Raw genomic sequence first — 14,588 nt, 5'->3', positions numbered from 1 at the left:
TTTCCAAATACTTTAAAGCTTGGTTACTGTAATTGTAAATGTATTCTCAGGCGCATCTGTTGTATCATCATAAGCTCCAACATTTATGAAATAATCATTCCCTGATACAGTCGTAATTGTAAGGGTCTCTGCGGCACCGCCTCCACCGTTATCTACTGTATCTGTACATGACAGGTTACTGCAACTTCCACTATATATGCCTATTTGAGGGTCAAAACTACTTCCCGAAGGCATTGTCACTTTAACAGTATATTGACTTCCATCTCCAGCCAGTTTGAACCAAGTTCCATCATTCATTCCCGTATCTCCGTTACTGGTGCAGACACTTATATTTCCTGAATTATTAGTGGTAGACACAGCATCATCCTGGGTATAGCTGTAAGGAAACACAGAGGCAAGGAAAGCTCCCGAACATGCATCATTAGCAGGTATTGCAGGAACCGTTTTAAACATAAATTCTGAACATCCTGAGGATTCAACATTAGCAGAAACAGCCACTATCTTCAAATAATAAGTCGTTCCTGTAGCAAGAGCAGCCGAAGGTGAAAAGGCTGTTCCAGATACGACCTGCTGATTAACAATATTAGCACTTCCCGGACTTGTCCCTATAGAAATCTTATAAGAATCTGCTCCGGAAACAGGAAACCATGTGATACTGGAAGACAAGGAAACATTTTGGGTATTATTGGCAGGATACATAATGAAAGGACAGGCTGGGCCCGCACTAGATGTAAGTCCTGAAATTGTAACTGAGGATTTATAATCCGTTCTTATCCCACCCGGTGGAGTAGAAATGTCTACCACATTACGATCTCCTTTATAATAAAGAGTTGAGTTGGGGATATGAGGATAGACATGAAAGGCTTCATCAAAATTATTAATGTCAATATTCGGAGAATTTTCTTTTGCAGCAACAATCAGATTATCAACATTATTATAAGCAAAAGGAGTTGTAAAAACAACCTGAACTTTATTATTATTCTTGGTTACAGTTCCTGTAAATACTTGTGTCAGCTGTACTGCAGGAATCCAGTCTGTACCGGAAGAAAATGCTGTTTTTGAGGTATGACCGAGGTAAACAGTCCAGTTTGAAGATTCTGTAATGGTTGAAGAAGGATCTATATAAAATGTAAGGCCTGTAATATTACCTGCTGCATTAGCATTTATTTCCTGTTTAGGATAGATCTGCTGCACATAGGAGTAAGAGAAAAAACTACTTACAGGTGCTGTACCCACATTCGCAGCTCCAATATTTATATTGATCTGAGCGTTCACTCCTGTCACTACAAAAAACAAAATTAAAAGTAAAATTCTTTTCATTATTAATAATATTAATCCAAAATACCTTGCTAATTTAACAATAAATACCTTGAACACAACAATAAAAAAATATTTTTCATTATATGATTGAACATAATGAAATTAATTAAATGAAATCAGATTTTAAAATTAAAAAATTAAACATTTACCAATAAAAAAGCACGAATAATAAAAATAAAAGAAAATAAAAGTAATTTTGATACTTAATTAATATATTTACACCAAACATCAATCTATGTATAAAAGGCTATCTTTTTTAAGTATTTTTATAGCAAATCTCGTTTTATCACAAACTACGATGACCAATGTAATTTCAGATGCCGTCTATTATGACGGTTATGCCGCTACGGTATCCAACCCAGTTCCTAACGGCTTGACGAGACTAAACAATGCAAGATATACGAGAAAGCTTACTGATGCCGAACTAGACTCTTTTAAAGCTAAGATCGCTATGCGGGTAACAATAGCAGCATTGTGTGATAATTATGACCGCCTCGGAGAAGTATTTTTAACCATGGTTCCTAAAAACCAATCTACTTATACAATTGATGATCCGAACGTCAAAAGAATTGAAATAGGAAGGTATATTACTCCCTTCATGAATAAAAACAAAACTCCGTCAGAAGTTCCTTATACTTATGATATCAGTAATCTATACAGTGTTTTTCATGATACAGCATTACGTGGTAACTATGATCTTTATATGGAACTTGATGTTTTTGGCGTTCCTTATGCTGCTCAAACTCAGGTTTCCGGCTGCTCAGGCAGAATTGATGTTTTTTCAGGAACCCTTACTTTTTTCTCAACAGATACCGGAGCAACCCCAGGAGATTCTAACAACCTTATACCAATACTAAGCTATAATAAGCTCAATAACTATAACAGCACAGATGTTACAGGAGAAACCGTGAGAATTGTTACTTTTAATCTCCCAAACCCTGTGACTAACGCCCGTTTTTTTGTAATATCTACCCCTCATGGTGCCAACAGTGGTGGTGAAGAATATATCAGAAGACAAAACTATACCTATATAGACGACGTACAGGTACTCACTTACACTCCGGGAGGAACTTCATGTGAACCTTACCGAATATACAACACTCAGGGAAATGGGATCTATGGAGCCACTCCTAAAACTTTCGCAGACTGGACCTCATGGAACAATTGGTGTCCTGGAAATTCTGTTCCTATCAGAGAATTTACTCTTCCAAACTTAACTGCAGGCAATCATACTTTAAAACATACGGTACCGACAGCTGTTTTCAACCAACAGCAGGGAGATGTTATGTTATCAGTTTATATGCAGGGTAAAAGCAATGCAACTTTAGATGTAAAAGATATCAAAACAGTAGACGTCAACATATACCCTAATCCTACTTCTGACTTTGTGCACATAAAATCAAAAACAGACGTAACCTCAATAAGTGTCTTCAACGCAGAAGGAAGGAAACTTACAGAAACTTATAAAGAAAACAGGATAGATCTTTCATCATACAGCACAGGAATTTATTTTTTAAATATCGTTCTAAAAGATGGAACCACATTTAAACATAAAATCATCAAAAAATAAAACTGACTGTAAAACCATATAGCAAACAGAACAATAAAGCCTTCCTGAATCTTTTTACAGGAAGGCTTTGTGTAAATATACACCTTATACGTTTTAGAAAATTAAACGTAAAAACATCATAATAACAATAAAATCTGTTGGAAAACAACCTTAATCTATCCTTTTTCTGAATAGTTAAAAAATTTTAACTTCAATCCTTTACCCAAAAAAATTGTCATTTCCAGTTTATTAAACTATTTTTGGTGATTAAAAATTTTGCAAAATGAATTATCATTTTCAAGCGCACAGACAGGTAAGAAAGAACCTTTTAGACATCCTTCAGAACACATCTCATGAAGATCTGATTTTGATTCCAGATGGTTTCAACAATAATATATACTGGAATATTGCCCATACTGTTGCTACACAGCAGCTTTTGCATTATTACCTAAGCGGAAATCCTTTCCGTATTGACAAATATTGGATTGAAACTTACAAAAAAGGAACTTTACCAAATTTAAATGTTCAGAAGTCGGAAGTAGAAGATTTAGAATTTTTACTTACGGAAACTTCGAAGATTTTAATGAAGGATTATGACAGTGATTTCTTCTCAGACTACACTCCTTACACAACAAGTTTCGGGATGGATCTGAAAAGCATTCAGGATGCCATTATCTTCAACAATATGCATGAAAGCCTTCACTATGGATATGTGATGGCGCAGAAAAGAGCAATTTTAGGAGAGAAAGGGAGATAGTGAATCTTGCTGCGCAAGTCAATGGTCAAATGTGAATATGTACACATAAAAATTGACTTACAACGTAAAATTCACGATTGACAATTCACTCTATAACTATATAATAAATTTTCAATGAAAGACGATTTTATTTTCGGGCTGCGTCCCGTGATTGAAGCAATTGAAGCGGGAAAAACGATTGACAAGGTCTTTGTGCAGAATGCACTTCAGGGTCCTATTTATGCTGAACTAAAAGCAATTTTAGCGAAAAATAAAATCCGTCCCAATTATGTTCCGGTTGAAAAACTGAACCGTTTTACAAGAAAAAACCACCAGGGTGTGGTTGCTTTTATTTCGGATGTACCATTTCATAAAGTGGAGGATATTGTTCCTCAATTATTCGAACAGGGAAAAACTCCTTTTCTTTTGATTCTGGACAGACTTACCGATGTAAGAAACTTTGGAGCAATCTGCAGAACAGCAGAATGTGTAGGTGTTGATGCCATTATCATTCCTGAAAAGGGTGCATCACCTATTAATTCCGATGCTATAAAAACCTCTGCGGGTGCTATTTACAATATTAAAATATGTAAAGAAAACAATCTGGCTCATGTTGTGGATTTCCTTCAGCAAAGTGGAATTTCTGTATATGCTGCCAGTGAAAAAGCTCAGAAATTAATTTATGATGTCAGCTTCACAGAACCATGTGCTATTGTTATGGGGAATGAAGAAACCGGAATTTCTAAAGAAGTTTTGCATCATGCTGACGAAAAAATAAAACTTCCTATTGAAGGAAAAACTCAATCTCTGAATGTTTCTGTAGCATGTGGAGCGATTTTGTATGAAGCGGTAAGACAGAAAATGACCGTAATACCCAATCCTTAAACCATGAATATAAAATCACTTTTACCATTATTTTTTGTACCATTTGCTCTGAACGCACAGACAAAAAATACAGCAACAGATAATCATCTTACAACTGAACTTGATAAAATGGTTCAAAAGGAAGCCCTCACTTATATGCAGAACCCTGCACGTGTAGGACTTTCAATAGGTGTCTTTAAAGATGGTAAAAGTTATTTTTACAATTATGGAACAACGGAAATTGGAAAATCAGAACTTCCAACTTCCAAAAGTGTTTACGAGATTGCATCTATCAGTAAGACATTTACCGGAACACTTCTGGCTCATGCCTTAGCAGATGGTAAAATTAAAATGGATGATGATATCCGAAACTATATAGACGGAAATTATCCTAATCTTGAATTTGAAAAGCATCCGATAACGATCGGTAATCTTACCAATCATTCATCAGGATTGCCTCAGTTTTTACCGGATCAATCTGAAACATTCAAAAAACCGATGGACTCTGTTGCACTGGCATTAGCTGATTTTTATAAAAACTACTCAAAAAAGAAGTTTTATGAGGATCTTCACCAGGCTAAAGTAGATTTTGTACCGGGAACAGAATATAAATATTCCAATGTAGGAACACAGATTGCAGGAGATATCCTGGAAAAAGTGTATCATAAAAGCTATGGTGACTTACTTTCAGAGTATATCACAAAGCCTCTGAAAATGAGCCATACCATTATTGGTACGAATTCTGCACAGCTATTGACTCGTTATAATGAAAAAGGAAGGGTAATGCCCAGAAACTTTACAACAATTATGGCTCCTGCAGGTGGAATCCTTTCCACAACAGGAGATCTGGTGAAATACATACAGTACCATTTGGATGAAAACAATACCTATGTAAAAAGATCCCATACTCCTCTTGTAAAAAAAGAAGGAGATGCAATCGGGCTGTACTGGAGAATACATACCCATGAAGACGGAACCCAAACGGTTTATCATACAGGAGGTACATTTGGCTTTTCAAGCGTGCTTCAGGTCTATCCGTCAAAAAATATGGGAGTAGTTATACTATCCAATGAGTCCGATGCAGAATCTCAGGGAAAACTGTATGATATTGCAGACAATATAATAAGAAATAGTAGTAAAAAATAAAGTTAAAAATCAAATGAAGAACATTGCAGCGCTTGCGCTTATATCATCAATAGCTCTTGTATCTTGTAAAAAAGAAACAGCAAAAATAACGAAAGTAGATCCTAAAACCGGAAAAACAGTAACTGTAGAAGTTCCTGCCGATTCTGTAGAAAAAGTTGTAGAAAACCCGGCTATCAAAGATTCTGCAGGAGTTATTACACAGACTTTTAAGCTTGAAAAAGGAAAAACTTATCCTCTTACCACTTATCAGAGAGATGTAAAAACAATGACGGATCCTCAGGGAAAATCCATCACTGCAACCAGCGAATCTACAGATGAAATGAACTTCGTTGTTAATGATATTAAAGGGAATGTATATGAAATGACCCTTAATCTTGTAGCGAAAAGAAATTCTCAGTCTGCGCAAGGAAAAACAGTAGTGGTAGATACCAAACTTGCTCTTCCTAAAGAAGATGATCTTAAAATGATCTGGAATGTAAACAAAGCACTTACCGGGAACAAACTTGCCATGAAAATGGACACTAAAGGTAATGTAATCTCTATTACAGGATTTGACGCTGTTTATACAAAAGTTTCCAATGCAGTAGGGACTCTTATTAAAGATGCCAATCAAAAAGCGAGCGTTGTAGCAAGCCTTAAAGAATCATTCAATGAAAAGGTATTAAAAGACCAATTCCATAAAAACCTAATGATTATTCCTAAAAAAGGAGTGAAAATTGGTGAAAAATGGTCTACTTCTGAAAATGCGGATGCAAGCGGAGCTGTAAAAGTAACCTCCAATTATGTATTGAAAAGCTTAGGAAACGGAGCAGCAGAAATTGCAGTTACCGGAGGTATTCCTAAGAAGACCGAAAAGAAAGCTCAAGGGCCTATTACACACAGCCTGAGCAGTGAATTGGTTCAGAACGGAACCATTAAGTTTGACGAAAGCACAGGATGGATTACCAACCAGAATATCAACGTAAAAACGACACAGATAGAAAGCATTTCTGATGGAAAACAATCTCAGTCTATGAAAAGCGTTTCCAATTCTTCGGTAATGGTAAACCCATCTGCTAAATAACTGAATTAAATGCATTCAAGGTTTACCCTTTAAAGAGTAAACCTTGAACTTTAAATTTTAACATTATGAAGTACATTCTTGAGTTAGTACTTACTGCTATCATTATTTTCTTTGTCTGGAATATTCTGAAAAGGATTTTCTTTAAGACATTCTATAGTTACCGTTTTAATAACAATAATCAAAACAACGGACAGCAGGATCTACACAACTCGCATAAGGATAATAAACAAAACCTTAAATGGGATGCAGAAACTGTAGACTTTGAAGAGGTGAAAGAGAGTAAGGACAAAAGGTAAACATTCCAAGAAATAAAAGATAATAACCAGCATGGCAAAAAATAAAAACTTCATTTATATTGCAGCTTCATTAGTAGTATTTATAGTTTTAGCATTTTTATATTCCACTCCTGTATTTACAGGAAAACAACTTTTCCAGCACGATATTGTGCAATACAGAGGAGGAGCAAAAGAACTTCTCGACTATAGAGCGAATACCGGAAATGAAACCTATTGGAGTGATTCCATGTTTGGGGGAATGCCGACTTATCAGATGGGAAGCCAGTTCAAAGGGGACATCATCAAGAAAATCGACAGTAATTTAAACTTCCTGCCAAGGCCGGTCAATTATCTCTTCCTGCTGTTTGCAGGTTTTTTCCTTTTGGGAATGGTAGTAGTCAGAAACTGGAAGTATGCGCTTTTAGGGGCCACATTCTTTGGACTATCAACCTATTTTTATATTATTATTGCGGCCGGGCATAATGGTAAAGTAAATACTATTGAATATTTTGCACCGCTGTTAGCCGGAATTTTACTCGTTTATATCAGAAAACAATACATCTGGGGATTCATTGTTACCACTCTTTTTATGGGGCTTCAGATTGCCGCCAATCACCCGCAGATGACATATTATCTGTTCATTGCACTAGGATTCTTATTCTTGTCTGAACTGATCAGAGCAATACTGAAAAAAACACCGATGAAGCATTTCCTTATTTCATCAGGAATTATTGCGGCATCATGCATGATCGGGGTTGGAATGAATTCACAAAGAATCATGGCCAATTCTGAATATGTAAAAGAAACGGTTCGTGGAAAACAGATCTTAAATAACGACAGCCATACTTCAGGAAAATCCGGAATGGATAAAGAAAGTATGTTGATGTGGAGCTATGGACAGCTTGAAACCTTAAACCTTTTCATTCCTAGATTAATGGGTGGTGGAAGTCAGGAACCGGAAGGAAAAGAAATGATGAACAAAGTTCAGGAACTGGTTCAGGAAAATGTAGGTTCACAGGCTGAAATGGACAGAATTTCAAAAGGTTTCAGCGGAATGACCTACTGGGGAGATCAGCCCGGAACTTCAGGACCTGCTTATCAGGGAGCTATTGTATGCTTCCTTGCTTTATTAGGATTTTTCTTTGCCAGAAAAAAATATCGTTACTGGATTTTAGGTGCTTCTATCCTGACTATTTTATTGGCTTGGGGAAGCAATTTCATGCCGTTATCCGACTTCTTTATTGATTATGTTCCGTTTTATAACAAATTCAGAGCACCTTCTTCAATCCTTGTAGTAGTGGAATTATTATTCCCGTTAATTGCTATTCTGGGATTATACAGATTCTTCACAGACGAAGAACTTACTGAAGAATACAAACAGAAAATTCTTATGTATGTTGGAGGTGGAACATTAGGATTTTTGTTAATTCTTTTGATCTTCGGAAAATCATTATTAGGGTTTTCAACAGAAAGCGAAAAGACTTATTTTCCTCCTTTCCTGCTTGATTATCTTGTAGACGAAAGATATAAACTGTTCAGAATAGATGCAATAAAAGCATTTATTTATGTAGCGATCACAGCTGCTGCCCTATTCTTAACTTTAAAGAAAAAGCTTAATCAAAATATTGCTCTGGTAGTAATTGGAGTTGTAAGTTTATTTGATCTTTGGACGGTAAACAAGCGTTATTTGAATGACGAAAACTACGTAGATAAAATATTTGCTGAAAATCCTTTCCAAACAGAAAGTTCAGATCTACTGGCTGAAAAAGTTCAGGGAAATCCCAATCTGGAATCCATTTTATCCAATGTTAATATCAACAAAACATTGGAAACAATTGCTGAAAAAGACAAAACTCACTACAGAATTTACAACCAGACGCTGGGTGTAACAAGTGAAACCAATACCTCTTATTTTAAAGCTTCAATTGGTGGATATCATGCCGTAAAGCTAAGAAGATACGATGATGTTCTGAATGAATACATCAATAATGTAGACAGTGTAAAAACACCTAATATATTAAACTTATTAAATGCCAAATACATGGTTTTCGGAGGACCCGAGCAGCCACAGGTTGTTCCTAATCCAAAAGCCAACGGTAATGCATGGTTTGTAAGTGATTTAAAATTTGTAGATACTCCTAATCAGGAAATTAAATCCATCGGGACTATTAACAACAAAAAAACAGCCGTTATTGCGTCATCTGATAAATCATACTTTGCAGATAAACCAGTTCAGGAAGATTCTACAGCATTTATTAATCTTACAAAATACCAGCCTAACGAACTTGAATTTAAATCTCAGTCGAAGACCCCTCAATTAGCGGTATTCTCTGAAGTTTATTATCCTCACGGATGGAAAGTGATGCTGGATGAGAAAGAAGTTCCTTATGTGAAAGCAGATTACTTACTTCGTGCAGTGCATGTCCCGGCAGGAAACCACCACATCAGAATGGTTTTTGAACCTGAAGTAATTGAAAAAGGAAAATGGCTTTCTCTGCTGTCATTCGGATTATTTATCCTGTTGTCTGCATTTGGAATTTTCTGGATGAACAAAAACAAGAAAAAAGAAATTTTAGCTGAACAAAAAGCTTAATTCTACATAATAAAGCTTAAATAATATTTCGCAATGTCATTCTGAATGAAGCATAGCGTAATGAAGAATCTCAAATGAAAACGTTAGGTACTCACAATTACTATGTCTATATACTGACTAATAAAGCAAAAACAGTATTATACACAGGAGTTACTAATGACTTAAAGAACAGATTATATTGGCATAAGAATCCAGAAATCCTTGATAAGAATTTCACATCAAAGTATAAATGTTTTTATTTAATATATTTTGAACATTTTGATACCATTGAAACAGCAATAACAAGAGAAAAGCAAATAAAAGGCTGGACCAGACAAAAGAAAGAAAACTTAATTAAAGAGTTCAATCCAGATTGGAAATTTCTCAATGAAGAAATAGAGTGAGATTCTTCACTACGCACCGCTTCGTTCAGAATGACATGACATGGAAATCAATTAAAAAATGGAACAGAAGAAAATATTGATTATCACCTATTACTGGCCTCCTGCGGGAGGTCCTGGTGTTCAAAGATGGCTGAAGTTTTCAAAATATCTGCCGGATTTCGGCTGGAAACCTATCATCTATACTCCGGAAAACCCGAGCTATCCTTTGCTGGATGAAACCCTGATGAAAGATGTTCCTGAAAATATTGAAATGGTAAGAACCAAAATCTGGGAACCCTATCAGCTGGCTGAAAAACTGAATAAAAGCAATAAAAAGTTTAAAGCCGGACAATTTGATGTAGGAAAAAATCAAAGCTGGAAATCTAAACTTTCAATCTGGGTAAGGGGTAATTTTTTTATTCCTGATGCCAGAATTTTTTGGGTAAAACCTTCCATTACATTTTTGGAAAACTACCTGAAAGAAAATAAAATAGATACGATTGTGACTTCAGGTCCTCCCCACTCGCTTCACCTGATTGGTTTAGGACTTAAAAATAAAATACCTGACCTGAAATGGATTGCTGATTTCCGTGACCCATGGACAGAAATTTCCTATTACAAACATCTGAAATTAACCAAAAGTTCGGATAAAAAGCACCGTCAGCTTGAAAGTGCCGTATTTAAAAATGCGGACATTACTTTGGCGACAAGTTATACCGATGCGGAAAACTTCAGAAAAGCAGGAGCCAATGCCGTTTGCATTACAAATGGGTTTGATGAAAGTGATTCTCATGAAAACGTAAAAGGACAAACAGGTCAAGCATTTACTCTTAGTTATATTGGTGTTTTGGAACAACTCAGAAATCCTGAAAATCTTTGGAAAGCACTTGATGAACTGGTGAAGGAAAATGTGGAGTTTGCAGCTGATTTCAAATTGAAATTTGTAGGAAGAATAGATGATAAAATCTTAAATTTCATCGAAGATTCAAGTCTGAAAAATCATATACTGAACCTTGGTTATCTTTCTCATGGAAAAGCGGTAGAAGAAATGCAGAATTCAGATTTGCTTCTTATCACCAATTTCCCGAATGAATCTTCAAAAGGAATTATTCCCGGAAAAATATTCGAATACCTGGCTTCAGGAAAACAGATTCTGTCATTCGGTCCAGATAAAGCTGATGTTGCAAAAATTCTGGAAGAAACCCAGGCAGGAAAACATTTCAGTTATAAAGATACAGAAACAGTCAAGAAATTCATTCTTGAAAAATTTGAGCTTTGGAAAAACGGCAGTCTTCTTGAAAACACTCAGCATATTGAGCAGTTCTCAAGAAAAAACTTAACCCGTCAACTGACTGAAATTTTATAACATAAATAATCGGGGCTGGAAACTTTGTTTCCAGCCCCGATTATTTTTACCATCTAACTTCTTTTAGATCGTCCACTGGTCATTCACCACTGCAACCACATAATATTTACCCTGAAATTCTTCAAACACGAAACGAAGTGTTTTCCAATCCATATCACCATACTTTTCAGTTCCTTTGATATAGTTTTCAGTGAAATCATCTTTAGGGTAAATTTCCTTTAAATTATTCAAAGAGTTACCTCCTCCGATGAATTTATTCAGTGAATATTGTGATGCTGTAAAATCTTTAGAAAAGACCCATTTGCCAAGATAATCATTAACCGTTGCTTTATAAGGATCTCCTGAGCCGTCATGGGCACCCCAGGTAAACAATGTTTTGGTAGGCTGATATTTTTCAAAATCTGCTTTAGAAAAATGTTTATCTTCTTTTATATCCACAAAAGCATACATTGAAAAACGAATTCCTTTTTCAGGATGAATCAATGTAGCGAAGCTTGTATAATCTTTATTTTTCAGAGTCTTCAAAACCTCATCATTGGTCTGCTTCAAAACAGCTTCCTTATTCGCAATATTCTGAACGGTACCTGCACTGTCTGTTTTATTTTGTGCGATAGAATCAATCACATTGGGAACAGGTTTTCCAGCCTCTTTCTTACAGGCTACAACCAGACATAAAACAACCAATGGAATAAGTAATTTTCTCATATTTTTAATTTTGCAATTGATAAAAAACACCAAAACTGATGCCAAGCGGTAAATGATTTAAAGAGATAAAGACTATGAGAGTTGATGGATTATAGCTTATTATTTTAAAAATTACATCGTACATTTGTTAGATGGAAATGTTGGATATTCTCATTATCGGGGCCGGACCCATCGGTTTGAACTGTGCCCTTGAAGCTCAAAAAAACAACCTCAGTCATTTAATCATAGAAAAAGGAACCATTGTCAACTCTCTTTACAATTATCCTTTATATATGCGATTTTTCTCCACTGCAGAAAAGCTGGAAATTGATGAAATTCCATTTATTTCTACTGCTCCCAAACCGGGAAGACAGGAAGCATTAGAATATTATCAGGGAATTGCCAGACAAAAAAAGCTTAACATCAATCTGTATGAAAAAGTACTGAATGTTTCGAAAAATGATGAACTCTTTGAGATCAAAACGACCAAAGCAACCTATTTTGCTAAAAATGTAGTGATTGCTACCGGATTCTATGACATTCCCAATCTTATGAATATTCCCGGCGAAAACCTTCCGAAGGTCAAGCATTATTATACCGAACCTTACCCTTATGCGAAACAGAAAATCGTAGTTGTAGGATCAAGTAATTCTGCGGTAGATGCAGCTCTGGAAACCTATAGAAAAGGTGCTGAAGTAACCATGATTATTCGTCATTCCGAGATTTCCAAAAGTGTAAAATATTGGGTGAAACCGGATATAGAAAACAGAATTGCAGAAGACAGTATTAAAGCTCATTTCAATGCTGAAATGATTGAAATTAAAGAAAATACGGTTGTCTTTAAAGATGAGAAAGGAGAAATTCATGAAATTGACAATGATTTTGTATTGGCCATGACGGGTTATCTTCCTGATTTTGATTTTCTGAGAAATTCAGGTATTGATCTCAACGGAGACTGCCTGAACCCGTTTTATAATCTTGACACTATGGAAACCAATATTGTGAACCTTTATCTTGCTGGAGTCGTATGTGGTGGAAAAGACACTCATCTCTGGTTCATTGAAAACTCAAGAATTCATGCCAATATGATTATCAATACCATTCTTTCCAAATCTTAATTGAATCAATACATTGATATAAAAAGCGGATAATTCTAACGTTGAGAATTACCCGCTTTTTCAATTTTAGGTTGATCTATAGGAGAATTTATATTTAAGCCAAATCCTCTTCTGCTTTATTCTTATCCTTAAGCAGCCATGGAATGATAAAGTAAAAACCGATGGCAATAGCAACAGCCAGTACTCCGGTTCCAATCCATAATATACTGAATCCTAGTTTTTCAGCAATCAAAGTTCCTATATAAGGTGTAATGATAAATGCTATGGAAAATGACATTCCGTTCAATCCCATATAAGCTCCTTTATTGTTATCTCCAGAGCGTAATGCGGTAATGGTTGACATAAAAGGGAGTGTCCATATTTCTCCTACACAAAGCAATGTCATAGACAGTACAAGAGCAACCATACTGTAATCGAAAGCCAGCATTGCATAGGAAACTCCGCACAGGAAAGTCCCGATAAGCATCGTAAAAGCTAAAGTAAAATATTTTTCAGCAATCTGTACCAGACCCATTTCAAGCAATACAATCAGAAAACCACTGTATCCGAGAATATATCCGATATTTTGCTGGCTCATATGTGCGATATCTTTATAAAAGATGGTCAGCGTACTGAACAACTGGAAGAAACATATTGAAAACAACATACAGAATATACAGTAAATCAAAAATTTACCGTCACGGTATGGAGAGCTTTCTTTTTTAATGACAATGGCTTCTTTTACTTTTTTTGCCTGTTGTTTGGCTAATCTTGCACGGCCTTTAAAAAACCAGATATACATCAACCCAGCCAGCAAAGCAGCCAGCGCATTACTGAAAAACAGAAATTCATAGGAAATAGCAGATAAAATACCTCCCAATGCAGGCCCGATAGAAAATCCAAGATTGACGGCCATACGGTTCAGTGAAAAAGCCCGGGTTATATTTTCAGGTCTTGCATATTTGGTAATGGCCACTGAATTGGCAGGACGAAATGTTTCACTTACAATACTTTGAGCCAGAATAATTCCAGCCAATCCTGCTTCTGTTGTGAAAAGCGGAATTAAACAAAATAAAGGAACACTGAGAAGCAAGCTTAAGCTTTGTACCCTATATTCACCTATTTTATCCGTAATCATCCCTCCCAGCCATGATCCGATCACCGAACCTATTCCAAAAAAGCTCAGTACAATTCCTGAATTTTCAATACTGAAATGTAAATGATTAGTCATGTAAACTCCCAGAAACGGAAGTACCATAGAACCAGCCCTGTTGATGAGCATTACCAACGCCAGCATCCAACTCTCCTGCGAGAGTCCTTTAAAAGAACTCGTATATACGTTAATTAGTCTCACAATAATATTTTGGGGAAATTTGAAAGTGCAAAATTAGATAAAAATAACCCAAAAGTCCTTGTTTAAACCTTATTTTTGTAAATAACCTCCATAAAACAAACAAAAAACTGTATCCTGAAAAAACGGTTTTATTTAATCTATAAAAAACCAGAAACTTTTATAAAAATCGTAAATTGCAG

13 protein-coding genes are annotated in these 14,588 nt (G+C 35.7%); 10 read left to right on the top strand and 3 right to left on the bottom strand.

Annotation, left to right across the window (positions count from 1 at the left end):
- Window positions 1-12 precede the first annotated feature (12 nt).
- Window positions 13-1,320 (bottom strand): hypothetical protein, encoded by a 1,308-nt coding sequence (locus GFU89_RS10060; RefSeq protein WP_318847000.1) that lies wholly within the window; start codon window positions 1,318-1,320, stop codon window positions 13-15.
- A gap of 235 nt (window positions 1,321-1,555) precedes the next feature.
- On the opposite strand from GFU89_RS10060, the gene GFU89_RS10055 reads away from it, so the two are divergent.
- The 9 genes from GFU89_RS10055 (at window position 1,556) to GFU89_RS10015 (ending at window position 11,274) form a co-directional block, all read left to right on the top strand.
- Window positions 1,556-2,890, top strand: a complete 1,335-nt coding sequence (locus GFU89_RS10055) for a peptide-N-glycosidase F-related protein (protein WP_318846999.1) — start codon at window positions 1,556-1,558, stop codon at window positions 2,888-2,890.
- Window positions 2,891-3,152: 262 nt separating this feature from the next.
- Window positions 3,153-3,626 carry a DinB family protein gene (locus GFU89_RS10050; protein WP_047434092.1) on the top strand — a complete coding sequence of 158 codons (474 nt, stop codon included), beginning with the start codon at window positions 3,153-3,155 and terminating at the stop codon, window positions 3,624-3,626.
- A gap of 114 nt (window positions 3,627-3,740) precedes the next feature.
- Complete coding sequence (rlmB, locus tag GFU89_RS10045) at window positions 3,741-4,490, top strand: 23S rRNA (guanosine(2251)-2'-O)-methyltransferase RlmB (protein WP_318846998.1); 750 nt, start codon at window positions 3,741-3,743, stop codon at window positions 4,488-4,490.
- 3 nt (window positions 4,491-4,493) lie between these two features.
- Window positions 4,494-5,615, top strand: coding sequence for a serine hydrolase domain-containing protein (locus GFU89_RS10040; protein ID WP_318846997.1), 1,122 nt, complete (start codon window positions 4,494-4,496; stop codon window positions 5,613-5,615).
- 13 nt (window positions 5,616-5,628) lie between these two features.
- Window positions 5,629-6,678: a DUF6263 family protein gene (locus GFU89_RS10035; RefSeq protein WP_318846996.1), complete on the top strand. Its 1,050-nt coding sequence runs from the start codon at window positions 5,629-5,631 to the stop codon at window positions 6,676-6,678.
- A 65-nt stretch (window positions 6,679-6,743) separates the two neighbouring features.
- On the top strand, window positions 6,744-6,974 hold the full coding sequence (locus tag GFU89_RS10030; protein WP_318846995.1) for a hypothetical protein: 231 nt from the start codon (window positions 6,744-6,746) through the stop codon (window positions 6,972-6,974).
- A gap of 31 nt (window positions 6,975-7,005) precedes the next feature.
- The gene (locus tag GFU89_RS10025; protein ID WP_318846994.1) at window positions 7,006-9,546 is read left to right on the top strand and encodes a YfhO family protein; all 2,541 of its coding nucleotides are present in this window, start codon (window positions 7,006-7,008) and stop codon (window positions 9,544-9,546) included.
- 74 nt (window positions 9,547-9,620) lie between these two features.
- Complete coding sequence (locus tag GFU89_RS10020; protein WP_318846993.1) at window positions 9,621-9,929, top strand: GIY-YIG nuclease family protein; 309 nt, start codon at window positions 9,621-9,623, stop codon at window positions 9,927-9,929.
- 58 nt (window positions 9,930-9,987) lie between these two features.
- Entirely contained in the window at window positions 9,988-11,274 is a 1,287-nt protein-coding gene (locus tag GFU89_RS10015) for a glycosyl transferase family 1 (RefSeq protein ID WP_318846992.1), read from the top strand.
- A 63-nt stretch (window positions 11,275-11,337) separates the two neighbouring features.
- Here GFU89_RS10015 and GFU89_RS10010 read toward each other — a convergent pair whose 3' ends face one another.
- Window positions 11,338-11,979, bottom strand: a complete 642-nt coding sequence (locus GFU89_RS10010) for a hypothetical protein (RefSeq protein WP_318846991.1) — start codon at window positions 11,977-11,979, stop codon at window positions 11,338-11,340.
- 131 nt (window positions 11,980-12,110) lie between these two features.
- On the opposite strand from GFU89_RS10010, the gene GFU89_RS10005 reads away from it, so the two are divergent.
- A complete protein-coding gene (locus GFU89_RS10005) occupies window positions 12,111-13,076 on the top strand; it encodes a YpdA family putative bacillithiol disulfide reductase (protein WP_318846990.1) in 966 nt (321 codons plus the stop codon).
- Window positions 13,077-13,170: 94 nt separating this feature from the next.
- Here GFU89_RS10005 and GFU89_RS10000 read toward each other — a convergent pair whose 3' ends face one another.
- Window positions 13,171-14,352 carry an MFS transporter gene (locus tag GFU89_RS10000; RefSeq protein ID WP_318847169.1) on the bottom strand — a complete coding sequence of 394 codons (1,182 nt, stop codon included), beginning with the start codon at window positions 14,350-14,352 and terminating at the stop codon, window positions 13,171-13,173.
- Window positions 14,353-14,588: the final 236 nt, after the last annotated feature.

Origin of the sequence: Chryseobacterium sp. JV558 (genome assembly GCF_033712365.1) — a bacterium.
Lineage (GTDB): Bacteria > Bacteroidota > Bacteroidia > Flavobacteriales > Weeksellaceae > Chryseobacterium.
The sequence above is the reverse complement of the archived record's forward strand: the minus strand, read 5'-3'. Positions and strand labels throughout refer to the sequence as shown.